We start from the raw sequence: 23,513 nt of genomic DNA on the forward strand, positions 1-23,513 counted from the left end.
TCACCTTCTATTCCTCAAACTCTGTGAAATCTACATTTTCGACGATCCAGCGTTTGCGCGGCTCTACCTTGTCGCCCATCAGCGTGGATACGCGCCGCTCCGCTTTCGCCGCATCTTCAATCTGCACCTGCAGCAGGGTCCGCGTCTCCGGATCCATCGTTGTTTCCCAGAGCTGGTCCGGGTTCATTTCCCCAAGACCTTTGTAGCGCTGCAGTTCAAAATTTTTGCCGAATTCCTTTAGATAGTTTTGCAACTGCTCGTCCGTCCAGGCATAACGGATGGTTTCCAGCTTGCCGGATTTGCGAGTAATTTTGTACAGCGGAGGTTGCGCGATATAAACCTTGCCCGCATCGATCAGCTCTTTCATGTAGCGGTAGAAGAACGTCAACAGCAGCACCTGAATATGCGCGCCGTCCGTATCGGCGTCCGTCATAATAATGATTTTGGAAAAATTGCTGTCCTCGAGTTCAAACTCCGTCCCGATCCCGGCACCGATTGCCGTGATGATGGCCCGGTATTCCTCGTTTTTCAAAATGTCGGCCAGTTTAGCTTTCTCCGGATTCATCGGTTTGCCCTTCAGCGGCAGAATCGCCTGAATTTTGGAGTCGCGGCCCTGCTTGGCCGATCCGCCCGCTGAATCGCCTTCCACGATGAACAGCTCGGTCCGCGTAAAATCCTTGGACTGCGCCGGCGTCAGCTTGCCGCCCAGGTTCGAGCTTTCGCTGCGCTTCTTGCCGGTCCGCATTTCGTCACGCGCCTTGCGCGCCGCCTCGCGGGCTTTGGACGCCTGAACGGCTTTCTTGATCAGCGTTTGGGCCACGCCCGGATTTTCCTCCAGGAACAGCTGCATCTTTTCGGCTACGGTGGCATCCACCACGCTGCGCGCGGATGCGCTTCCCAGCTGATCCTTCGTTTGTCCCACGAACTCCACCTCGGACATCTTGACGCTGATTACGGCCATCATGCCTTCACGCAAATCCGAACCTTCGAGGTTTTTTTCTTTCTCTTTCAGTATTCCGACCTTGCGCGCGTATTCGTTCATAACGCGGGTATACGCCGTTTTAAAGCCTGTTTCATGCGTACCGCCGCCGCGGGTCGGAATCGAGTTGACGAAAGAGGCAATGGTCTCCGTGTAGCCGGCGTTGTACTGCATGGCGACTTCCACTTCGATTTCGTCCCGTTCGGCGTTAAAATGAATGACGTCATGGAGCACGTCTTTGCCTTCGTTCAGATATTCGACAAACTGGCTGGCTCCGCCTTCATAATAAAACTCGTCCGTGCGGCCGGAACGTTCATCCTTCAAAACAACTCTTAAACCCGAGTTCAGGAACGCGATTTCCTGCAGTCGTTCGGCAAGGGTATCATAACTCAAAGCAATGCCGTTCTGAAAAACGCGGATGTCCGGTTTAAAAGTAACCTTGGTGCCCGTCTTGTTCGTATTGCCCAGCACTTCAAGCCCCGTTACCGGTTCGCCGACATGTTCTTTCCCTGCTTTATCGACCCAATATTCAAACCGCATGCGGTGCGTTTTGCCCTCACGGTAAATCTCCACTTCAAGCCATTCCGACAATGCATTCGTTACGGATGCGCCTACGCCGTGCAGTCCTCCGGACTTTTTGTATCCGCCGCCTCCAAACTTGCCGCCTGCATGCAGAATCGTATAAACGACCTGCGGTGTAGGAATCCCGGTTTTGTGCATACCCGTAGGAATCCCGCGCCCGTTGTCCAGTACCGTTACCGAACCGTCCTTGTGCAGAGTAATGTCAATTCTTGAGCAGAATTTGGCAAGATGTTCGTCTACGGCGTTGTCGACGATCTCCCATACCAGATGATGTAATCCCGATGAGCTTGTGCTGCCGATATACATCCCTGGCCGTTTTCTTACCGCGACAAGTCCTTCGAGCACTTGAATATCGTCCGCGTCATATCCTGCCTGTCCTGCCCCGTTCCCGGAGTTTGCCGCGAACAAATCGATTTGCTCGGCCATTCATGCTCCCCCTTTGATTTTTTGCTCTATGTAGGGCTGCATGGCCCCGAATGCAAACAAATGTTTTCTTAATCCTTGTACATTTTAATTCAATATATCCTGTTTCGTAAAGACAATGAAAGAAACAACCAGCGAAGCGGCCCCCCAAATCGCCAAAACGGCGAGCGAAAACCCTAAAGTCATGCCTTCAATCGGCGCAGGCGTCCCAGATAAATAATCGGTTAATTCGAGGTTAACCATAAATAAATATTTGGCGCTTTGCCAGGCGGAAGCCATATTGGTCAGGATGCTGCCGGCAATTAGCGCCGCCATCATGATGACGATGCTGGCTGCCGTGCTCCGTACCAGGACGGAAATCATAAACGCCAGCATGGCCACGACCAGGCTGACGAACCAGATGAGTCCGAGCTGCATAAACAGATAGAGCCACTGCGGCACCGCATGCACCGCTGAAAGGTCGACACCGCTGCCGCTGAGCTGAAACCCGGTAAATACGGGCATGCCGAAACCTTCATACCCGAACACCAGCCCCGAAATCGCATAGCAGATCACAAAAGCTGCCACAACGGTCAACGAAACGAACATAAACAGGGTCACCAGCTTGCTGAGCAGCACCTTCCACCTGCGGACCGGTTTGGTCAGCAGCATTTTAATCGTTCCCGTTGTCCGTTCCGAGGATACGATATCCGAAGCAATACCCATGATCAGCAGCGGAATAAACAGGGAAGACGCGTTGTCCATAAACTCCCTTGTAAAAGTAACGCCGCCCGGCTGCTGCGGGTTAACGTCATGATCCAGATAATATTTCATCTGCTGGATATAGATTTGACGATATTTCTTCCATTCATCCGGAATCCGGGAACTTCCCAGCGAATTCTGGTTGTCCGTGATCGCCTGCTGGACGGATCTGCGCCAGTCGTCGCCGAATTTCTCCTTGTTCCGCTCAGCTACCTTCATCTGCGCATAGGTGAACATCGGGACCAGGACAACAAGAACAAGCAAAATCACGTAAAAACGCTTTTTACGGACCATTTTTATCGTTTCGTTTTTAATCAGCGGGAGGAGGTTATTCAATGGTTTCACCTTCCGTCATCTCGAGGAACAGCTGTTCCAGCGTAGGATTAAGTTTGTAAACCGACTGGATTCGCAGCCCTTCAGCCGTAAACCTTTCCACAAAATCGGCCATCCTGCCGCTTTCCATCTGGCAGATGACTGCCCCGGGCGCAATGCCGGCCATCACCGAGTCGTCCAGCACCGTCTCCGGCTGCCAGACAATAGGAAATCCGGACTGCTCCAGCAGCTCAATCACGCGGGCGCGCGGCTCCGCTTCCCATACGACATAATTGGATTTATTCTCAATCAGTTCGTCGACGCTGCCTACCGCCAGCACCCGACCCGAGCTTATAATCGCTACCCGGTCGCACAAAAGCTGAATCTCGCTGAGCAAATGGCTGGACACAAATACGGCCATACCCTGTTCGGCCAGCCTGCGGATGAATTCCCGCATCTCCTTAATCCCTTTCGGATCCAGCCCGTTAGTCGGCTCATCCAGGATCAGCAGCTTGGGCCTGCCCAGAAGAGCCTGGGCTATGCCCAGCCGCTGCCGCATCCCGAGCGAATAGGTCCGCACCTTATCATGAATCCGCTGGTCCAGCCGGACCATTTCCGCGACCTCCTGGATGCGGGCTTTGTCGACGCCAGGCAGCATCCGGGCAAACTGTTCGAGGTTTTCCCAGCCGGTCAAATACGGGTAAACCTCCGGATTTTCCACGATAGCGCCGATCTGACCGAGCGCCCGCTCGGGATTCCGCTGGACATTATAGCCGCCGATTTCAATGGAGCCCTCGGTCGGCTTGATCAAATCCACAAGCATGCGGATAGTGGTCGTTTTTCCGGCGCCGTTTGGCCCCAGGAATCCAAAAATCTCACCGGCCATAACGTTAAACGTAACGTCTTCAATAATCCATCTCCGGCCGATTTTTTTCCGCAGATGGCGCACCTCCAAGACGGATTTCCCCGGCCGGATAAGCTGGTTTTCTTGGGCTTCCAAGTATTCGCGGTTTTCAAGGTTCTCCCGGTTTTCACCGTTTTTGCGGTTATTTAACGTCTGCTCCCGCATGGTCGCTCCCTCCTTTTGCTCTTATGTTAGCGCATCGGACATTTTTTTCCTTTGCTTTTGGTCACTTCAAGCTCTGCACAATCCGCTCAGCAATCTGCTCGTAACCGTCACTGTTCGGATGAAAATGGTCCCCGGACAAATAAGCGGCCAGATTCCCGGCAAACAAGTCGTAGGTCGGAACCAGAAGCGCTCCGTCATACTTGTTAATTGCCGTCTGGGCCGCCGTGTTCCAGCGGGACACTCCGCTGTTCCCAATCATCCTCATCTCCTCAAGATCGGAAAAAGGATTATATAAACCGATATAAACCAGCGTGGCGCCGGGATTGATCTTCTTTAACTGCTGAACGATCGATTTAAATCTGACGGAAGCTTGATCAATGGACGTGTCCAGCTCGGCCGCCGTAGGGAGATCGCCGCCGTTTTCCATCGCTTCTGCCCCTTGAAACAAGTCGTTTCCGCCAATCGACAAAAGAATGACATTAGCTTCCTTCAGCATGTGCTGCACGCCGTTTTCCTTTAATTCATCTGTTAAACCGGCGGTAAGCAGCCCGTTAATGCCCAAATTGCCCAGCAGCTTGGCTTCGCGTCCGTTATTTTGTATCTGCAGCAGGTCAACCGCCCGCTGTCCAAAACCTTTGCCCTCGTCATCCCCCGTCCCTTTCGCAAGCGAATCGCCGATGACTACAATACCCATCTGCCCGGGAGGGGCTGATCCCGACGGACCTGATGAACTTTTTGCCGGTTCAGACGCAAACTGCGGCGCCGAAGCCGGATTGGCAATATCTTTTACCGCATATATAAAACCGCAAAGCAGCAGCAGGGTCACAATCCCCGAAACGAGGCCGACTGCCGCCCAGAGCTTGGAAGATGAACGCATAATTGCCCTCCTGTCTGTAAACTTTTCCGTATGATGGTTAAACTTCGGTCTGTTGGCACGGTTTTCCTTTAACCTTTACTTAACATAATTCTTCTCAACTGAATTTGCAAATCGTTCAAAAATGGGGGCTTGTTCTTTGTTTCGGACAGGCGTATACTAACAAAAGCAAGGTAATTACGGGTTATTAGCTTAGCTGGTAGAGCAGCCGACTCTTAATCGGCAGGTCGCAGGTTCGACCCCTGCATAACCCATTGTGTTTTCTTTTTGTAAAAACTGTTTCTCTTTCGAGAAGCAGTTTTTGTTTTTTGGGGTAAAAATATAAGTCCTCCATTCACTCACCCTCCAGCCGGCGGCATTATTAGGTTCAGCGCATATTAAAAACACCCTCCGCAAAAGGTTTGCGGAAGGTGCCTCACAAGCGGATTTCCTTTTATAGCGATCCTTTATTTCCCGATGAATTCCTGGGACCAGTACCCGTTATAATAGCCGACTCCGATTAACGTGTAGTTGGGATTAAGCATGTTTTTCCGGTGATCCGGGCTGTTCATCCAGTCTTTCACGACTTCCGCCGGCGTTTTTTGACCCCGGGCCAGATTTTCCCCCGCATAACTGAACGAAATTTTGTAGCTGTCCATCATGTCAAAAGGAGATCCGTAATTCGGCGAGGTGTGGCTGAAATACTTGTGATTGTACATATCCATTACTTTGGCTTTGGCCATCTTCGTCAGGTTGGTGTGAATGACCAAAGGCTTTAACCCGGCTTTCCGCCGGATTTGATTGACCAGCTTGACCACCTGGGCCGAATTGTCGGCCTGGATCTTGGCATATTTCAGCTGGGTCGTCGATAGGGCGGTAACCGGAGCGGCTCCGGCCTGGCTGGGCCCTATGGCCAACATAGTAGAGAGGGCTAAAGAAACGGCTGTCCATGCTGCGCGTCTGTACCAAATGTTTTTACGTCTGTTCTTCTGCATCTTGTCTCTCCTATGCATGTTTTTACCAGTAGAAAACGGTGTTCTTGTCACATTTTAACATGTTTTGTCCGCTTGGTCATCCCTGAAATGCTCATTTTTGCAGGCTTTTTGTCATATAAACCTGTTCAACGACCGGGGTGAAACCAAGGCTTCTCATCACAAGCCCCGTAAGTGTGCTTCCATGCTTGGGGAGATTGGGAATCGTCCTGTTGATGGCATCCTGAAGGCTGCCAAACGCCTGCCAGACCAGACCTTTTATAATCGCAACGGCCTGAGGGTGGCCGGATGCCGCTTCGCATTGATAAAGCACGGTTGCCGCGTGTTCGCCGGCAGGATTGTAAATCTTTTTCCAGTACGCATATCCGACAATATGGCCTTCATTGTCCCTGGCAACCGCTGCTTGTCCTTCTTTTGCGCTTTGCCATTGGGTTTGCCAAGGATTCAAAGCTTTGTAAAAAGGAATTCTGGGAATCTGCGCCGGAGAAATGTGGACAAAATCGCACCCCTCCGTTTCAGGCTTGTCGAACGGCCGCTCGGCAGGACCTTTCAAGCTGAGGTGCTCCAGTTCATCCGCCTGGATATAACCCGTTTTTTGGTATAAAGCGATGGCTGGCGCATTTTGGCTGAGCGCTTCCAGCGTAGCGAGGCGCACCCCGTTTTCCTGTAAAAGAGTTAATGCCGCTTCAATCAGCTTTCGTCCGACCCCGGTGCCGCGAACCGCGGCAGCCACGCCGGTTCCGCCGTTCCAGCCGATTTTTTGGCCCTCCGTCTCCCGGATTCCATTTAGCACAATCCCGACCGGAATGCCGTCCTGAAAAGCAACGATGGATAATTCGCTGGACAGCTCTTCAGCCGCCATCCTTTTCAGAAACGCGTCCGGCGTAGTCGTGGCATCAAAAGCATACCCTTCGAATCCGTCGTTCCAGGCTTTGACGGCCTCTTCCAAGGTGCAGGCTCTAAGTTTCTTGATCTCCAGCAAGGAAGTTCCCCCTCGATTTTTAAAAATTGACCGCTTCTCAGCTTGTTTTTTCGGCAAAGCAGCGGCAAAACCCTTCATAAGGCCACCCACAACGAAAAAAAGCCGAAATCCGCGGCAGCGGATCCGGCTATTTTTATAAGAAATAGGCGGTTCTCATCAAGAACGGGCTATCGTCGCCGCCTTGAAATACCTCCCCTTCCTGATCGGGAAGAAGGTTTCTTGATCGAGGTACGCGGTTTGGTGTAACTTCCGGTACCGCTGTCGCTGCCAGGGTTCCACTGGATGCTGCCGCGGCTGCCCGTGCCGGTATCCGAACCGCTTCCCGTTCCACCTCCGCCGAAGAAACCGCCTGTGCTGCCTCCGGTCGTGGAGCCGCGTCGGTTTACCGATCCTTTTTTCTCTACGGTCAGCGGCGGAGCCGCTTTTTTCTCAGAGGTTGAAGGCGTATGATAGCTTTGATTCGGTTCATAAATGTCCCTGCTCGTATACCCGCGGTAGCTGCCTCCGTAACCGCCAAAACCATTAAACAAGCTGCCGATCAGCTGCGCGGTCAAATATCCCTGCAGAAAGCTGGAGTCGTAATTTTGTCTCACATAACTTTCCGAATCCACTTCAATAAGCGTATCTTCGGGTTTATTAGGGTCTTGCTGCAGGTGATAATATTCGTTCCCGTAAACGAGAAACATATGATCAGAATTTTCTGCCGACATTTGATCCGGTTGGCTTTGTCCGGCCAGATCGGCGGCCACTTCCGGCACGGTTTGACCCGCTGCCCTGTAAACATAGGAGGTCGAGCCGCCGTTTTTGTTGACCGACTCGAGCGGATAGTTATCCTTCACGACAGAAGGACTTCCGCACCCGCTGAGCAGGCCGACCACCAGGCTTAGCAGCAGAGCTATTTTTACGTAAAAACTCGGTTGTTTTCCCATATCCCCACTCCTATTTCGAGCGGATGACTTGAACATCTCCCGGGATGACTTTGGTTCCTTCATACAGCATAAATCTTCCGTCCTGCCACTCTATGCGCAGCAGGGAGAAATCATCGGCCTGGAACTGCCATACATGCTGTTCCCCGCCCTGCCGGAAAGGGGCTCTGCCTTGCACCATAACCCGCCCCTCATATTCTTCTTCCAAATAATGAATTTTGCCATCCAGTTCCAGCTCGGTCGGAACCTCTGCCGGATTGTCAAGCCGTCCGTCGATTTCCTCATAAAGCACATATTCGAGCTTCTCTCGTTCTTCTATATGAAGATATTTGATGCGGCCACCGTCCTGCAGGGTCAAAACGACCGCATTTCGGCTCGGATTGCGGACGCTGCCCGTCACCTGATAAGTGACCAGCTCCACCTCGCAGATATCGCCGGGCCCGAGATCCAGCATGCTTTTCTCCGGCAGCGGCGGTTCCTCTTTGGCGAATAAACGTCCAATTCTTTTTACCAGGCTCATTGTCGCTTCCCCTCTCGTGCTTAACCCTGCGGTGCAGGGGATGTCATAACAGAAGGAGAAACCAAAATCGTTTCTCCTTCAGGTTGCGCAGAACGCATCTTATTTAGAACGGTATTGTTTGCCTGCCCGTCAAAGCCGAACGAAACGATGAATCAGGATTGTTTATCGTATTGTTTCAACAAAGCGGCGAGTTCGTCTTCGACCTCTTTGTCTTTGCCAAGGGCATCAATTTCATCGTCAAGCGATTTGCCTTTGGCGTGGATTTCGCCGGAGGCTTCGGCTTGGGCTTCCATTTGCAGCATTTTTTCTTCCATACGTTTCATGCCCGCAGACGCGCTGTCGGAATCAAAGCCGGAGATCGATTTGTTGATCTGATGCTGAGCTTTGGCCGCATTGTAGCGGGCTACCAGCGTTTCGCGTTTATTTTTCAGCTCGCCCAGCTGTTTGCGCATTTCGTCCAGCTTGTCGCGGAGATTGTCGGCAGCAAGTTTGTTCTGATCATAATTCGCTTTATATTCAGCCGCTTTCTCTTCAGCGGTTTTCTTCTCTTCCAGCGCACGGCGGGCCAGGTCCGCATTGCCGGCTTTAGCTGCCGTATGCGCCTGCTCGTTGCGGCGGTTCACCAGCTCTTCCTGTTCTTCATAAAGCGATTTGAATCTTTTTTCGATGGCGATTTGAGCCGCTACGGCTTTCTCCGCATCTTCAAGATCTTCTTGCATGTCGCGAATATATTGGTCGGTCATTTTAATCGGATCTTCCGCTTTGTCGATCATCGAGTTGATATTGGACATGGTTAAATCACGAAGTCTTTTGAAAATGGACATGGTTTAAATTCCTCCCGAGTATCAAATGGTTTTTATGATCATATTTACGTGTGACCTCAAGTTCAGTTTCATTTTTCCACAAAATCATTTAAAAATCAAAGATCATTACGGTTATCCCTGCGCTTAATCGGTCCAAAAACGAAGTTTCCTTTTCTAAAGCTTGTAGGCGCGCTGGCAACGTTTATAAACCGCCAGTTTTGCCCCAAATTTTGCCCAAGAGGGTCGTCACAACCCCTTAGATTTTTTTGCTCGATTTGCTCACTCATCTTATTCTCTATTTCCCCTCTATAGTCAGCCCTAGCTTTCTGATTTAGCTATAATTCGATATTGATTTTTTGAATTTTATGCGTTAGACTCCAATTAGTGATTGATCAATTACTAATTGGAGTCTCCATCCGGAGGTCTTCATCATGAAAGGAGCCCCCATGGCCAAAAGCAATTCAACGTCTGTCAACCGTCAGAAGGATATCGTATCGGCGGCTATCGAAGTATTTGCCGAAATGGGCTATTACCGCGCTACTACCGCTAAAGTAGCTGAACGCGCCAACATTTCCCAGCCTTACGTTTTCCGCTTTTTTTCAACCAAAGAAGCCCTCCTGATCGAAGCACTCAAAGTATCCTTTGAACGGATTGAGGAAGCTTTCTCCCAGGTTATTCAATCGGCGCCCCAGGAGAAGCTGGAGCAGGATCTGATCGGGGCTTATCAGCATATTATGGACCGGCATCGCAGTGAAATTCTGCTGCAAATGCAGGCCCAGACGGTCATGGAAGAGACGGTCTCTCAGCTGATGCGGGATTCCTACGCACGAATCCACGATAAAGTTTATTCCGCTTTTTCCGAAGCAGGGCTGGATTCCCCCATGGAAAAAACGATGCTGTTCCTGGCCCGAGGCATGTTATGCAATACCGCAATGGCGATTAATCTGCCGCTGTTGATGAAAATAAACGAGTAAATCGTTTATTTTACAGATAAGTAATTGATTGATCACTAACCATAGCTATTAGCGCTTGTTTTTTTGAATTTTCGTTATTGATCAATCACTAATTATACAACTTATTAAAGGAGTCTTTTACATGAAAAATGCTATCGTATTAGGAGCCGCAGGCGGAACGGGAAGCGCAATCGTGGAGGAGCTGCTGCGCCGAAACATTGAAACGACCGCCTTTGGCCGAACGCCCGGCAATCTGAAAAATTTGCAGCAGTCTCTTAAATCCCCTCCTCTTCTAAAGCTAGCGACCGGCGATGCTTTTGATCCGGCGTCTGTTCAGGAAGCCGCTGCAGATGCCGACATCATTTTTCATTGCGTAGCGGTCCCTTATCCCGAAATGGTTACCCGGCAGCTTCCTCTCGGCGAAGCCGTTTTGACAGCCGCGGCCGCCTTGGGCAAAAAATTAGTGATCATAGACGGCATTTATCCGTATGGAATAGCCCTGACCCCGCGGGTAGCCGAAACCCATCCCAAACAGCCCCACACCCGAAAAGGCAAAACCAAACTCGAATTTGAACAGCTGGCGTTCAGCGATCGCTGGCAGGCGGCCCCACGGATGATCGTAAGGCTGCCTGACTATTACGGGCCGACCGCCAATAAATCCTCTTATTTGGGTTTGACGATGGAAGCGGCCGCACTGGGCAAAGCTGCCATGTTCATCGGCAGCCTGAACATCCCGCGGGAATATATTTACCTGCCTGATGCGGCTTCCATGATCGTCGAGCTCGCTATCCGGGAAGAAACCTACGGTCAGGAATGGAATCTCCCGGGCGCCGGTATTATTACGGGAAAAGAGCTGCTGCGCATCGCCCGCCAGGCGGCCGGCGTTACCAAACCCGTTCTGCCGCTAACCAAACCTCTGCTCACGTTTATCGGCCGGTTTGATCCGGTCATTCGTGAAATTGTAGAGATGTATTATTTGACGAAAACCCCCGTCATTCTGGACGGCAGCAAATACGAGAGTCACATTGGTCCGCTGCGGGCTACGCCTTATCAGGCGGGCATTGCTGAAACGATCAAGGCCATCCAGGCCAAAGCGGCAAAGCGCTCCTAATAGGCAGATAGAGTCGAGCCGCCGGTACTCATTTAAAGCTCGATCTAAAAATATTAAAAAACCGGCCCCGCCGCTCGTGCAGCTGAACCGGTTTTTTATTAAGGCTGGCGCTTTAAGCAGCAGCGCCCGTTTATTTTTTAGCCGCGTATTTACGCATATCAAACGCAACCGCAGCCACGATGATCAAACCTTTGATAATCAGCTGCCAGTAAGGACTGACGCCTATAAAGGTCAAACCGTAGTTGATGACGGTAAAGATGAGCACGCCCGTGACGACGCCCGGAACGGTACCGATTCCGCCTGTAGTGGAAACGCCGCCGACCACGCAGGCCGCGATGGCGTCAAGTTCGTACATGTTCCCGTAGTTGTTGGTGGCGCCGCCGGTTCTGGCGGCTTCCAGCACACCTGCCAGGCCGTACAGAGCGCCGGCAATTCCGTAAATCCACAGCAGGTTTTTGGCAACGTTAATGCCGGATACCCGCGCTGCCTGTTCATTACCGCCGATGGCGTACATGTTTTTACCGAGTTTGGTTTTGTTGAAGACCACCCACACGATAAAAGCGACAAAAATCGCAATCAAAACGATATAAGGAATCGAGTAATCGCCGCTTCCGATGCTGCCGGAGCCAATATCCGTAAAGTCTTTGCGCAGACCGCCGATCGGCTGGGATTGGTTCGGCTTCGTATCGAAATAAAGCGAGTTGACGCCATAGATCGCTACCATCGTACCGAGCGTCGCGATAAATGGAGGCACTTTAAATTTGGAAACGATAAAACCGTTCAGCAAACCGAACAGCAGACCCACAACCAATGCGATCAGGATCGGAATGCCTACCCACAGCTGCGGCAGATCCGGGAAGAACCGGCGGCCATAGTCGCTGACCTGCAGCATGGAAGCCGAAATAACGGCGGTCAAACCGACCATACGCCCTGCGGACAAGTCCGTTCCGCCGGTAATCAGGATAAACGCAACGCCAAGCGCGATGATAACGCGGGTCGCGGATTGAATCAGAATATCACGCAGAGTGCTTACGGCAAAAAATGACGGATCGTATGCGGTAATCGCAATCAGCAAAACAACAAGCACGATGTAAATCGCATTCTGAGAGATTGAACCTCTCAATTTCTGTGTATTCATCTTTCTATTTCCTCCCTCTCCTGCCCTAGTGCTGGGCCGCCAAACGCATGATTTCTTGCTCTGTTGCCTGTTCCCTGTCCAGAATGCCGGTCAGCCGGCCTTCGGACATGACCATGATGCGGTCAGACATTCCCAGCAGCTCAGGCATTTCAGAGGAAATGACGACAATGCTTTTCCCCTGCTCGGCCAAATCCGCAATGATGGAATAAATCTCGAATTTGGCGCCGACATCAATGCCCCGGGTCGGTTCGTCGAGCAGCAGGATTTCCGGATTGGTCAGCAGCCAGCGGGCGAGCAGCACCTTCTGCTGGTTGCCTCCGGAAAGATTCATGATTAAAGCTTTCATATTCGGCGTTTTGGTCCGCAGCTTCTCGATTTTTTCGTTGACTTCCGCTTTCTTTCTGCGCTCGTCAAGCAGCATGTACGGAGTTACGTAAGCATCAAGATTCGCTACGGCGCCGTTCTCATGCACGGACAACACCGGCAAAATGCCGGTTGCGCGGCGTTCTTCGGTCAACAGGGCCATGCCGTATTTTTTGGCATCGCCGGGGGATTTGATTTTCACTTCTTTGCCGTGAATCGAAATGCTCCCCGAGGAAATCTCCCGCAGCCCGAATAAGGCTTCCACGAGTTCTGTCCGCTGCGCGCCTACCAGACCGCCGATGCCGAGAATCTCGCCTTTGCGAAGCTCAAAGGATATATCTTTAAAAGATTTGGGGTCTACCGAAGTCAAGCCGGTTGCTTTCAGAATGACATCGCCGGGATGGTTATGGCGTTCCGGAAAACGCTGCTCCAGATCGCGGCCTACCATGCGGGAAATGATTAGATCCGTGGTCATTTCTTTGGCTGGCCAGGTGCCGATTTTTTTGCCGTCCCGCATGATCGTTACGTCATCGGAAATCCGCAAAATTTCTTCCATTTTGTGCGAAATATATATGATCGCCACACCGTTGCTCCGCAGCTCGTTGATGATCCGGAACAGATGCTCCACCTCTACGCTGGTCAGCGAGGAGGTCGGTTCATCCATCACGATAATCTTCGAGTTGAACGAAACGGCTTTGGCGATTTCGATCGATTGGACTTTGGAGACGGACAGCTTGCCGACAAGGACGTCAGGATCAATATCGATGTCCAGCTGTTTGAACAGTTGAATCGTATCCTCGCGCATTTTCTTGTGATCGATAAATTTAAGCGGGCCTTTGGTTGGAAAACGACCCAGCCAAATGTTCTCCATCACGCTGCGGTGAGGGATCGGGTGAAGCTCCTGATGAATCATGGAAATGCCCTGCTGCAGCGCTTCGCTGGAATTGTTGATGACCGTCTTCTGGCCGTTCAGCAGAATTTCGCCATTGTCCGGATGATAGATCCCAAACAGGCATTTCATTAAGGTAGATTTACCGGCGCCGTTCTCGCCCATAAGGGCGTGAACGGTTCCGGCTTTCACTTGCAGGGTAACGCTATCCAGCGCTTTAACGCCGGGAAATTCCTTGGTGATGCTGTTCATTTCGAGCAAAAATTGTTCAGACATGGCCTGCTCCACTCCCCACTTATTTCGCGTCGTCTATATTATCTTTCGTGATTTTTTTGTAAGGGATCCAGATATATTGGTTGTCGGTAATGTCAAAGCCAACGCTGTCTTTGGTGATTTCTTTGCCTTGAGCCAGCAGGGAAGCCAATGTGATTGCCGCTTTGCCTTGGTTTTTAGCGTCGTTGAGAACGGTGCCGAGCAGCGTTCCTTCCTGCAGCGCCTGCACCGCAGGAGCCGTTGCGTCAACGCCTACAACCGGCATGTATTTGCCGTCCTTGAAATAACCCGCAGCTTTCAGAGCTTCGATGGCGCCGAGGGCCATATCATCATTATTGGCAAAAACCGCTTCAATCTTATCACCGTTGGAGCCCAGGAATGCGGCCATTTTATCCTGGCCTTTAACGCGGTCCCACATCGCCGTATCTTCGGCAAGCTTTTCTACCTTAATGCCGGCGTCTTCCAAGGCCTGGATGGAATATTTTGTGCGCAGCTCGGCATCCTGGTGTCCAGGTTCGCCTTTCAGCATAACGTACTGCAAAACGCCGTCGCCGTTTTTGTCGGCTTCCGGATGAGCTTTCCAGTAGTCGGCCACGATTTGACCGGACAACGTGCCGGATTCCTCCGCTTTGGCGCCTACATAATAAACTTTATCCCATTTCTTCATATCTTCCGGCATCGGTTCGCGGTTGAGGAACACGACCGGCACTTCTTTCGCTTTCGCTTTGTCGATAATGACACCGGCTGCCGTACGGTCTACCGGGTTAACGACCAGCGCTTTGTCTTTTTTGGTGAGGAATTGATCGACCTTGTCGTTTTGCGTTGCCTGCGAGTTTTGGCTGTCTACAATGTCCACTTTGGCAATGCCCTTGGCGGAATCTTCAATCGCATTCCGGACACCTGTCATAAAGGTATCGTCAAATTTGTAAATCGCAACGCCGACTTTCGGTTCGGAACTGGAGCCGCTGCTGCTCGAATTGCCACAGCCTGCAAGCGCTCCGCCGAGCAAAGATGCTGCCGCCAATACGCTAACCATTTTTTTCATAAATTGACCTCCTGATAAATAACGAATGTTTACCCCCGCATCCTCTGTTGGATACGCTTTCATTATGCGGTTTCGGAAACGTTTTGCGAATTAAAAATTCTGAGATGTTTTATTAAAATTCTAATGAGGTCAGCTGAAAAATCCGAAGAAAAAACGGCAAGCCTTGTACGGCCCGCCGTCGTAAAAATCTATTTGCCCGAATATCAGCCTACTTCACAAAAGGAAAAAGAAGCTTTTGGTTCTCCGGCCAAAGCATATTATCCAGGTCAATGACCTTGATGCCGGTATCGTAACGTTCTTCGACATTTTCGCCTCGTGCGGCCTTCAGCGCCGTAACGACAGCCAAATACCCGTCGCTGAATGGGTTCTGCACCACCATCGCCTGAACTTTTTTCTCCTGCAGCAGCTCAAGCATTTCCGGAGGGTTGTCAAAAGTAATCAGCTGAAGGCTGTGATTCAGCGAGGATTCGCTTATCGCTTTGCCGACCCCGATGGAGGCTTCCGCATTCATCGCCATGATGCCGTCCAAATCGGGGAAACGCTTCAGCATTTCGATGGTGAGCCGCTTAGCCAGCGCTTCGTCTGAGTCGCAGTACACGGTGTCCACGATTTGGACGCCTGGAAACCGGGCCGTATAATCGGTAAAACCTTCTTCGCGCTGATCCGCATTGCGGGCGCCTTTCACGAAATTGACGATCCCTATTTTCGCCGACGGGCCAGTGAGCTGAATCAGCCGTTCCGCCGCTTTTTGTCCCGCTTCGTAGTTATTGGCCCCGATATAGGATTTCACCTTGGTCGAAGCCACCTCCGCATCCATGGAAATGACGGGAATCCTCGCATAGGACGCGCGGTCCGTTACCTGGGCCAAAGCCATGTAATCGCTGGCGGACAAAATGATCGCATCCGGTTTTTCCTGAATCGACTGTTCCATAAGCTGAATCTGGCCGTCGGTGTCATTTTCATTGGCCGGAGCCTTAAACCTCAGATTGACGTTATATTCCTTGGCGGCGACTTCCGCGCCCATGCGGATCGTATTCCAATAATCGCCGTGATCCATTTTCACGATCATGTCGATGACGGGCCCGCCGCTCTCCGCCCGTTGTTCTCCGTTTGCGGAGGAACAGCCGGCGGATAAGAGCAGCAGGCAGACCGCCGCTGTCAGCCTGACAGATTTTTTAAAACTCACCGCTTATCCCTCCGATGCGCCCTCCAGCCTGACGGCCGGCAGCGTAATGGTCACTGTGGTGCCTTCCTCCAGCTCGCTTTCGAAATGAAGCCCGTATTCCGGTCCATAGTAGAGCCTGATTCTTTCATGCACGTTGTGTACGCCTACGCCGGAGCCGCTTCCTTTTGTGCGTTTCTTCCCTCTCAAAATGCCCGCCAGCACCTCTTCCGCCATGCCGATGCCGTTGTCCTGCAGCGTAATCCTGAGCTGCTCGCCGACCACTTCCGCCCTTATCTTGATATGGCCGGTTTCAGCCAGCACCTCGATGCCATGGTATACGGCGTTTTCGGCAAGCGGCTGTAAAATCAGCTTCAGGCAGGAGCAGGCCAAAGCCTCCTCGCTGGCTTCGATGACAAATTCAAATTTATTTTTAAAACGGATTTTCTGAATGACCAGGTAATGACGTACATGCTCAAGTTCATCCCTCAGCGGAATGATGTTGTTCCCCTGACTTAAGCTGATTCTGAAAAATTTCGACAACGACGTAATCGTCGTCACGACCTCCTCGCTCCTGCCCATTTCGGCCAGCCGCGTCATCGCGTTCAGCGTATTGTACAAAAAATGCGGATTGATCTGCGCCTGCAGGGCATCCAGCTCGCTTTTGCGTTTAGCCTCCTGCTCATGAATGATCTGATCCATCAGCTCCCGGATGCGCCGGAGCATCAGATTAAACCGTTTGAACAGCTGTTCGACCTCGTAAGGCCCGCTGACAGGGACAAGGGTACGGAAATCGCCGCTTTCGATGCGTTTCACGGATTTCTCCAGCCTGCGGATCGGCTGGGCGATTTTATAGGACACAACGATGGAGATCAACGTTACCAACCCGATGGCAATCACCAGAAAACGGAAAATAAAAGCGTTCAGATCCTTTTTCGTGGTCATGATCTCATCCGTGTAAGAGACGCCGACCACACGCCAGCCCGTCGGATTTACGGTTTGGATCGTGATAATCCGTTTCTCGCCCGTGGATTCGTCCTGATAGGTCCCATAGTTATATTTCAATACCGGCTCCAGATTTTCATATTTCAATCCGGCGTAAATCAACTGCTGCTGTGGGTGGTATACGATGTTGCCCTGCGGATCGATGATGTAGATGTAACCTTTTTTGCCTAAACTGATCCGGTGGCTCAGCTCATCGATCGTCCGGAAGTTTACGTCCAGCACCAAAACACCCGGCTTCAACTGGCCATTGTCGTTGTATTGGATCTGTTTGCTTAAAGAAACAACCCAGCGGTACTGCCACTTGAACAGATTCTGAATATGCGGAGGCGAGAACTGAAGAACCCCGGGAGACTTCCAGGCGGCAGTAAACCAGCTTTGTTCCTGCAGCTTCGTATTTTGCCGGAGTCCGACGGACGGCACGTTCAGCACAAGCGAACCGTCCGGCTTAAACAAAGCCGCGGATACAAGGTCGGCTCTCGTTTCAAGAATCGTCGCCAGCTGGCTTTGGGTTTGTTTGTCGCCCAGCGAGCCGGATTCGTCGATCTTTTTCTCAATAATTTCAAAAATGTCCTGGGTTCCTCCAACGTAAAGCTCCAGATTGGAGCTGACCTGTTCAATGATCTGTCCGATGTTCAAATACGTATTTTCTTCGGCAGAGGACGAAAACTTGTTGTACAGCATCAGGCTGGCAATCAGCACGGAGAAGGCGGTCACCATCAGAAACGTCAAGGTCACAATAACCTGAATCTGTTTGACATGCAGCCTGCCGGGCAGCGCTAAAATCTTCCTCAGCCCGGTTCTCATTGCCGCACGCCGTTCCGGTATTCTTTCGGTGAAACCCCAAAATGCTTTTTAAAACAAAAGCTGAAATAATTGGGGTCGCTGAAGCCGACCTTTTCCGCAATTTCAAAGGCCTTCAAATCACTTAAAACAAGCAGCTCCTGCGCGGCCTCCATCCGGATGCTCATCAGGTAGCCGACAAAGGTCATTTTCGTTTCTTTCTTAAAAATATTGCTGAAATACCCGGTGCTGATGTGCAGATGCTGACATAAACGCCCAATCGACATATCCTCGTCGGCATAATGGGCTTTGACGTAATTTTTGGCCTCTTCTACGATCCTTTGATAACCGGACTGCCGGTCCGCCGCAATAAAACTTCTAAGTCTCAGGCAGATGCCGGTGAACCATTCCTTTGCCTCTTCGGCGAGCGTGAAATGGGCAATGGCTGCCAGTCCCGTCCCGCTGTCCCCAAATAAGACATCCAGGTCCGTTCCCTGCTCTTTGGCCGTCTTCACCAGCGTCGTCAGCAGCTCCAGCAGAAACAGCTGTAGATCGGCATCCGAACGTCCGGAGCCAATCAATTCGGCGAACAATTCATCCATCATGCTTAGAAGCTCGATATCGCTGCCAAGCTTGATTTTACGGACCAGCTGCTGCTCAAGGCTTTCATCAAAAACAAGGGGACGAACGGTCCGTTTCTCGACGTCGCCAATCCAGATGACTTTATTCGTGCCTAAAATCATCCGGTAATCGAGCGCCTGCCGCGCTTCCCCGTAGCTTTTCGGCATGTCGGTCACCTGAGGGCTGGCTAAACCTGCCCCAACCGTAACCGTGAGCTTTAAATAACGCTCGACGTTATGTCTGATCTCTTCAAGCAGACGCAAAGCTTCTTCCATAAAAAGATCCGGCCGGCTCTCCTGCCCCAGCATGAGCAGCACCACCTCGCCGGCATGTATAAACGCGTATCCGCGCCGGTGTTTCTCCATCGTTTCCTGAGCGACATTCAGCACCGCAAACTGCTTCAGCTCCACGTTCGGGGTATCGCGCAGCGAACCCGACTCCCCGGCGGGAAGGTTGGCCTGCTCCGTTAGAGGCGGCTGATGAGCCCCTTGCAGCCGGGTGAGCATCCGGTCCAGGCTGATCACGGCGACCGCAAACTGGCTGCCCTGCAGATTTAGTTGGTAGCTTCTGCATTTTTCCTCCAGCTCTGAAGGACCGTACTTTCGGGTCACGATACCGGCCAAAAACAAATTTTGCAGCATCGGCAGATTTTGCCGGTAATGCTCCCTCAGCTCCTGCAGGTTCTCTCGCTGCTCCAGCTCCAGGTCGATGCTCTGCTTTACCTTGGTGATGACCTGCTCCAGATCTTTGGAGGAAAACGGCTTTAATACATATTCGTCAATTTGTAGTTTGATCGCTTTCTGGGCATATTCGAACTCCTCGAAGCCGGTTAAAATAATAATCCGGGTGGACGGGGAAAATTCCCGGATCCATTCGGCAAGCTGAAGTCCGTTCATAAAAGGCATTTGAATGTCGGTAACGACAACATCCGGCCTTGTTTTCTCAATCAATTCAGCGGCTTCTTTGCCGTTTTCGGCGGTTTCCACGGAATCGAACCCCAGCGAAGCCCAATCAATCTGATCCAATAGTCCTTCCCGCACATCCGTTTCATCGTCCGCAAGAATTAATTTATACATGTCCGGCCATCCGCCTTTCTTCTTAAATATAGGTATGTTGGACAGCACTGCAAACGCTTACTATAATGCCATTCCCGATGATAGCTTATGTTCGCAAAAATGTAAACCTAGCAAATTCATTCAAGGAATGTTACTTATATGCTAAATTCCTGAAAGGCAAAAAAAAGACACGCAGCATACGGGCTACATGTCTTTCCTTTATTTACTAGGAAGCAAACGGGTCTATTAAAGAGAAGTGTCTATATCTGTTACAACGCTTTGCTCAGACGGTATCCGGTACATTCAAAACCCTGTTTGAGATAAAAGGATTTGGCCGATCCCGGACCTCTTTCCGCTTTATAACCTACGAGGAGATGGCTGCAGGAAAGCTCGGACGCGATGGTTTCCACCTGGCTGATGAGACGTTTGCCCAGGCCCATTTTGCGGAATCTTTCATCGACGACAAGCGAAGTAATAAACATAACAGGTCTTTCCATATCCTGCTTGCGAACCACTTCCAAACCTACCGTTCCTACCACCTCGCCGTCCAGTTCGGCTACAAACGAATATAGCGAGGACTGCCGGTCCATCATAATGAGTCGTTCTTTCATTACGTTTAGTGTTGTCGGATAACTCAATTGGCGCATCAGAGACGTCAGAGCAGGCGCATCATTGGAACAGCATTTCCGAATGACCAGCGTTGGTGAACCTATCTCACTACCCATTTTAAGACCACTCCACCTTTAATAGATTTGCCGCTTCTTTTGCGCGGCTTCGTGCGGTTTCCACGTCTTCCGCAGCGCTCAGGGCTACAGCCATTCTGCGTCCAGGTTTCGTATCCGGCTTGCCGAATACCCGGACCTGCGTGCGGGGCTGCTTCAAAGCTTCATCTATGCCGGAAATGATAAAATCAGTGCCCTCACGGTCGGCTTTCAAAGTGGCCGAGGCGCCCGGCGTAAGCAAATGCACCTCTTCAACCGGAAGTCCCAAAATGGCCCGGACATGCAAGGCAAATTCGGATAAATCCTGGGTGGCCATCGTTACCATGCCGGTGTCATGAGGTCTCGGGGAAACCTCGCTGAACACGATGCCGTCCGGAGTCACAAACAATTCAACGCCGAACAAACCGTATCCGCCAAGCTCGTCCGTTACTTTACGGGCAATGTCTTGGGCTTCTTCCAGCTGAGCCTTCGACATAAAATGAGGCTGCCAGGACTCCACGTAGTCTCCGTCCTTCTGAATATGCCCGATCGGCGGGCAAAAAATCGTACCGGACACCGAACGAACCGTCAGCAGCGTAATTTCGCTGTCGAAATTTACGAAGGATTCCACAATTACCCGCGTGGTTTTGGCTCTGGCTCCCTGAACGGCAGCTTCCCAGCTCGCCGCGGCACCGTCCGCCGTTTTGCAGACCGACTGGCCTTTCCCGGAGGAGCTCATAAGCGGCTTCACCACACATGGAGCACCCAGTTCTTTGACAGCCGCCTGCAGCTCTTCGAAACTGTCGGCAAAACGGTAAGCCGCCGTTGGCAGTCCCAACGTTTCGGCTGCTAAACGGCGGATGCCTTCGCGGTCCATCGTCAAACGAGCTGCCCTAGCCGTCGGCACTACATGAAAACCTTCCTTCTCCAGTTCCAGCAGCGCTTCGGTCGCAATCGCCTCGATTTCGGGCACGATGACATCCGGACGTTTCTCTCGAATCAAACTTTTAAGGGTTTCACCATTTAACATATCAATTACAAAACTTTCATGTGCTACTTGCATAGCCGGCGCATTAGCGTACCTGTCCACGGCTATGGTTTTAACGCCAAGGCGCTGTGCCTCGATAATCACTTCCTTGCCAAGCTCTCCGCTGCCCAGCAGCATGATTGTCTTGGAGCGTGCATGAAAAGGAGCACCCCACATCGGCCGTAAAACCCCCTAATGATAATCTGTCGTCTATCATCTATTTTCGGGGTTTCTTGTCCAGAATGCAAGAGTGCTCTTTAAGAAATTTACAAACTTTTCGACATCGTTTTACAATTTATTGGGTAAATTTTTACGCATTCCCATTAATTCCTTTACAGGAATCGGAACTGGGCTTCAATCAATCCGTTGTAGATGCCATTTTTGTCAACAAGTTCCTTGTGGTTGCCTTCCTCTTTGATTTCACCATGATCCAGCACGATAATTTTGTCGGCATGACGGATCGTGGACAGGCGATGCGCTACGATAAAGGAGGTACGTCCCTGGAGCAGCACCTTCAAGGCTTCCTGAATTTTAAGCTCCGTTTCCGTGTCGATGCTGGCCGTTGCTTCGTCCAGGATCAAAATCCGGGGATCGGCCAGCAGGGCCCGCGCAAAGGAAAGCAGCTGGCGTTGTCCCATCGACAGGGCGCTGCCCCGTTCTTCGACTTCGGTTTCGTAGCCGGCCGGCAGCTTCTCGATAAATTCGTGGGCGTTAACCGCCCGGGCTGCACGTTCCACTTCCTCGTCCGTGGCATCCAGCCGTCCGAAACGGATGTTGTCGCGGATCGTGCCGGAGAAGATAAAGGTATCCTGCAGGACGATCCCGATCTGCTTGCGAAGGCTTTGCACGGTGACGTCGCGGATGTCGTAGCCGTCGATCGTTATTTTGCCGCTGGTGATGTCATAAAACCTTCCGATCAGGTTGATGATCGTGCTTTTGCCCGATCCCGTATGACCAACAAGAGCGATTGACTGGCCGGCTTTAACGTCGATATCGATGCCTTTCAAAGCGGCCCGGCCTTTTTCGTATTCAAACACGACCTTTTCAAAGCGGATGTCGCCCGATATTTGCGGAATAGGCACCGCACCCGGTTTGTCTTTGATCATCGGTTCTTCATCCAGGTATTCAAAAATCCGTTCGGAAGAAGCCATAGCCACGAGCAGCTGGTTATACATTTGACCCAGACGGTTAATCGGGTCCCAGAAGTTGCTCACGTAGCTGCTGAACGCTACCAGCAAACCAACGGTGAGCTGGCCCTGCTGGATGAGATAAGCCCCGAGCCAGAACAGGATCAACGTCCCGAGGCCGCCCGTGATTTCAATGATCGGTCCAAACGCCTGGTTCATCGCTGAAGCTTTATCCCACGATTTGCGGCTGTCCAGGTTCATCCGGTCGAAGAACTTCATGTTCTCCTGTTCCTGCGTATAAGCCTGGGTAACCCGGATTCCCTGAATGGATTCATTCAAATGGGAGTTGATGCGGGAGTTTTTCATCCGCACGTCCTGCCAGGCAATCCGGATTTTCTGGCGCAGTTTCGTGGATACGAAAAACATGATCGGAACGGTAACCATCACCGCAAGCCCCAGCTTCCAGTTGATCACCAGCAAAATCACGACAATGCCGAGCAGCTGGACGCAGTCGATCATCAGGTTGACGACCCCGTTGGTAAACAGGTCCTGCAGCGAGTTGATGTCATTCGTGACGCGCACCAGCACCGAACCCGCCGGCCGTTTGTCAAAGAAATTAAACGACAGCTTCTGAATATGCTTAAACAAATCCGAACGAAGATCGTAAATTACCCTTTGACCGATAATATTCGTAAATTTAATCCGGTACACACCCGAGATCCATTGAATCAGATACAAAACAATAACAATGGCCGTAATGCTATATAACAAGGTAAGACTGGTATTCCCGTCCTTTGGGTCGATCGCTTTATCGATGGCCAAACTTGTCAAGAAAGGCACGGCCAGTTTCGTGACCGTTCCCAGCACCATCATCGTGAGTACTAACGGCAGCATTTGTCTGGCGTAAGGTTTCATGTAGCCAAACAATCTGGAGAACTGCTTCCAGTCAAACGCTTTGTCGATGGCGTCGTCGTCTTTATAAACAAAACGGTCCTGGGTAGTAGCCGCTGCGGCCGCTTCCCCGCCGTCCGGGGCGGATGAGCCGCCTTTGTTCGTTTTCAGTTTCGGATCGCTGCTCATC

The 23,513-nt window shown here is 51.4% G+C and carries 20 protein-coding genes and 1 tRNA gene; 3 read left to right on the forward strand and 18 right to left on the reverse strand.

From position 1 onward, the window contains the following. Positions 1–7: 7 nt before the first annotated feature. The 4 genes from parE to AC3ZPD_RS04580 all read right to left on the reverse strand — a co-directional run bounded on the left by parE (position 8) and on the right by AC3ZPD_RS04580 (position 4,983). Complete coding sequence (gene parE, locus AC3ZPD_RS04565) at positions 8–1,987, reverse strand: DNA topoisomerase IV subunit B (RefSeq protein WP_490983085.1); 1,980 nt, start codon at positions 1,985–1,987, stop codon at positions 8–10. An 84-nt stretch (positions 1,988–2,071) separates the two neighbouring features. Beyond that, positions 2,072–3,061, reverse strand: coding sequence for an ABC transporter permease (locus AC3ZPD_RS04570; protein ID WP_490983086.1), 990 nt, complete (start codon positions 3,059–3,061; stop codon positions 2,072–2,074). Next, a complete protein-coding gene (locus AC3ZPD_RS04575; protein ID WP_490983087.1) occupies positions 3,054–4,106 on the reverse strand; it encodes an ABC transporter ATP-binding protein in 1,053 nt (350 codons plus the stop codon). Before AC3ZPD_RS04575 ends, AC3ZPD_RS04570 begins: the two co-directional genes overlap by 8 nt. Positions 4,107–4,167: 61 nt before the next feature. Then, positions 4,168–4,983: a GDSL-type esterase/lipase family protein gene (locus AC3ZPD_RS04580; RefSeq protein ID WP_490983088.1), complete on the reverse strand. Its 816-nt coding sequence runs from the start codon at positions 4,981–4,983 to the stop codon at positions 4,168–4,170. Between the two features lie 178 nt (positions 4,984–5,161). Here AC3ZPD_RS04580 and AC3ZPD_RS04585 point away from each other — a divergent pair. Beyond that, positions 5,162–5,234, forward strand: a tRNA-Lys gene (locus AC3ZPD_RS04585). A 192-nt stretch (positions 5,235–5,426) separates the two neighbouring features. On the opposite strand, the gene AC3ZPD_RS04590 is transcribed toward AC3ZPD_RS04585, so the two are convergent. The 5 genes from AC3ZPD_RS04590 to AC3ZPD_RS04610 form a co-directional block, all read right to left on the reverse strand. Further along, entirely contained in the window at positions 5,427–5,954 is a 528-nt protein-coding gene (locus AC3ZPD_RS04590) for a CAP domain-containing protein (RefSeq protein WP_490983089.1), read from the reverse strand. Positions 5,955–6,045: 91 nt separating this feature from the next. Next, on the reverse strand, positions 6,046–6,933 hold the full coding sequence (locus AC3ZPD_RS04595; RefSeq protein WP_490983090.1) for a GNAT family N-acetyltransferase: 888 nt from the start codon (positions 6,931–6,933) through the stop codon (positions 6,046–6,048). Between the two features lie 167 nt (positions 6,934–7,100). Next, the gene (locus tag AC3ZPD_RS04600) at positions 7,101–7,862 is read right to left on the reverse strand and encodes a DUF4247 domain-containing protein (protein WP_490983091.1); all 762 of its coding nucleotides are present in this window, start codon (positions 7,860–7,862) and stop codon (positions 7,101–7,103) included. Between the two features lie 10 nt (positions 7,863–7,872). Next, a complete protein-coding gene (locus AC3ZPD_RS04605) occupies positions 7,873–8,379 on the reverse strand; it encodes a DUF4178 domain-containing protein (RefSeq protein ID WP_490983092.1) in 507 nt (168 codons plus the stop codon). Between the two features lie 152 nt (positions 8,380–8,531). Continuing rightward, positions 8,532–9,203 (reverse strand): PspA/IM30 family protein, encoded by a 672-nt coding sequence (locus AC3ZPD_RS04610; RefSeq protein WP_490983093.1) that lies wholly within the window; start codon positions 9,201–9,203, stop codon positions 8,532–8,534. A gap of 425 nt (positions 9,204–9,628) precedes the next feature. Between AC3ZPD_RS04610 and AC3ZPD_RS04615 the strand changes: the two genes are divergently transcribed. Further along, a complete protein-coding gene (locus tag AC3ZPD_RS04615) occupies positions 9,629–10,156 on the forward strand; it encodes a TetR/AcrR family transcriptional regulator (protein WP_490983431.1) in 528 nt (175 codons plus the stop codon). 121 nt (positions 10,157–10,277) lie between these two features. Continuing rightward, positions 10,278–11,246 (forward strand): NAD-dependent epimerase/dehydratase family protein, encoded by a 969-nt coding sequence (locus AC3ZPD_RS04620; RefSeq protein WP_490983094.1) that lies wholly within the window; start codon positions 10,278–10,280, stop codon positions 11,244–11,246. Between the two features lie 130 nt (positions 11,247–11,376). Here the strand turns inward: AC3ZPD_RS04620 and mglC are convergent, their stop codons facing one another. From mglC to AC3ZPD_RS04665, 9 genes are all read right to left on the reverse strand, one after another. Further along, a complete protein-coding gene (gene mglC, locus AC3ZPD_RS04625; protein ID WP_490983095.1) occupies positions 11,377–12,384 on the reverse strand; it encodes a galactose/methyl galactoside ABC transporter permease MglC in 1,008 nt (335 codons plus the stop codon). A gap of 25 nt (positions 12,385–12,409) precedes the next feature. Continuing rightward, positions 12,410–13,912, reverse strand: a complete 1,503-nt coding sequence (locus AC3ZPD_RS04630) for a sugar ABC transporter ATP-binding protein (RefSeq protein ID WP_490983096.1) — start codon at positions 13,910–13,912, stop codon at positions 12,410–12,412. 19 nt (positions 13,913–13,931) lie between these two features. Further along, positions 13,932–14,954, reverse strand: coding sequence for a galactose ABC transporter substrate-binding protein (locus tag AC3ZPD_RS04635; protein ID WP_490983097.1), 1,023 nt, complete (start codon positions 14,952–14,954; stop codon positions 13,932–13,934). 208 nt (positions 14,955–15,162) lie between these two features. Continuing rightward, positions 15,163–16,140, reverse strand: a complete 978-nt coding sequence (locus tag AC3ZPD_RS04640) for a substrate-binding domain-containing protein (RefSeq protein ID WP_490983098.1) — start codon at positions 16,138–16,140, stop codon at positions 15,163–15,165. A 3-nt stretch (positions 16,141–16,143) separates the two neighbouring features. Next, positions 16,144–17,925: a sensor histidine kinase gene (locus AC3ZPD_RS04645; RefSeq protein WP_490983099.1), complete on the reverse strand. Its 1,782-nt coding sequence runs from the start codon at positions 17,923–17,925 to the stop codon at positions 16,144–16,146. After that, positions 17,922–19,598 carry a response regulator gene (locus AC3ZPD_RS04650; RefSeq protein ID WP_490983100.1) on the reverse strand — a complete coding sequence of 559 codons (1,677 nt, stop codon included), beginning with the start codon at positions 19,596–19,598 and terminating at the stop codon, positions 17,922–17,924. Before AC3ZPD_RS04650 ends, AC3ZPD_RS04645 begins: the two co-directional genes overlap by 4 nt. 248 nt (positions 19,599–19,846) lie before the next feature. Further along, a complete protein-coding gene (locus AC3ZPD_RS04655; RefSeq protein ID WP_490983101.1) occupies positions 19,847–20,302 on the reverse strand; it encodes a GNAT family N-acetyltransferase in 456 nt (151 codons plus the stop codon). 1 nt (position 20,303) lies between these two features. After that, the gene (gene purT, locus AC3ZPD_RS04660; RefSeq protein WP_490983102.1) at positions 20,304–21,482 is read right to left on the reverse strand and encodes a formate-dependent phosphoribosylglycinamide formyltransferase; all 1,179 of its coding nucleotides are present in this window, start codon (positions 21,480–21,482) and stop codon (positions 20,304–20,306) included. A gap of 155 nt (positions 21,483–21,637) precedes the next feature. Then, complete coding sequence (locus tag AC3ZPD_RS04665) at positions 21,638–23,512, reverse strand: ABC transporter ATP-binding protein (RefSeq protein ID WP_490983103.1); 1,875 nt, start codon at positions 23,510–23,512, stop codon at positions 21,638–21,640. Between the last annotated feature and the right edge of the window lies 1 nt (position 23,513).

The organism is Paenibacillus mobilis, from assembly GCF_058267595.1.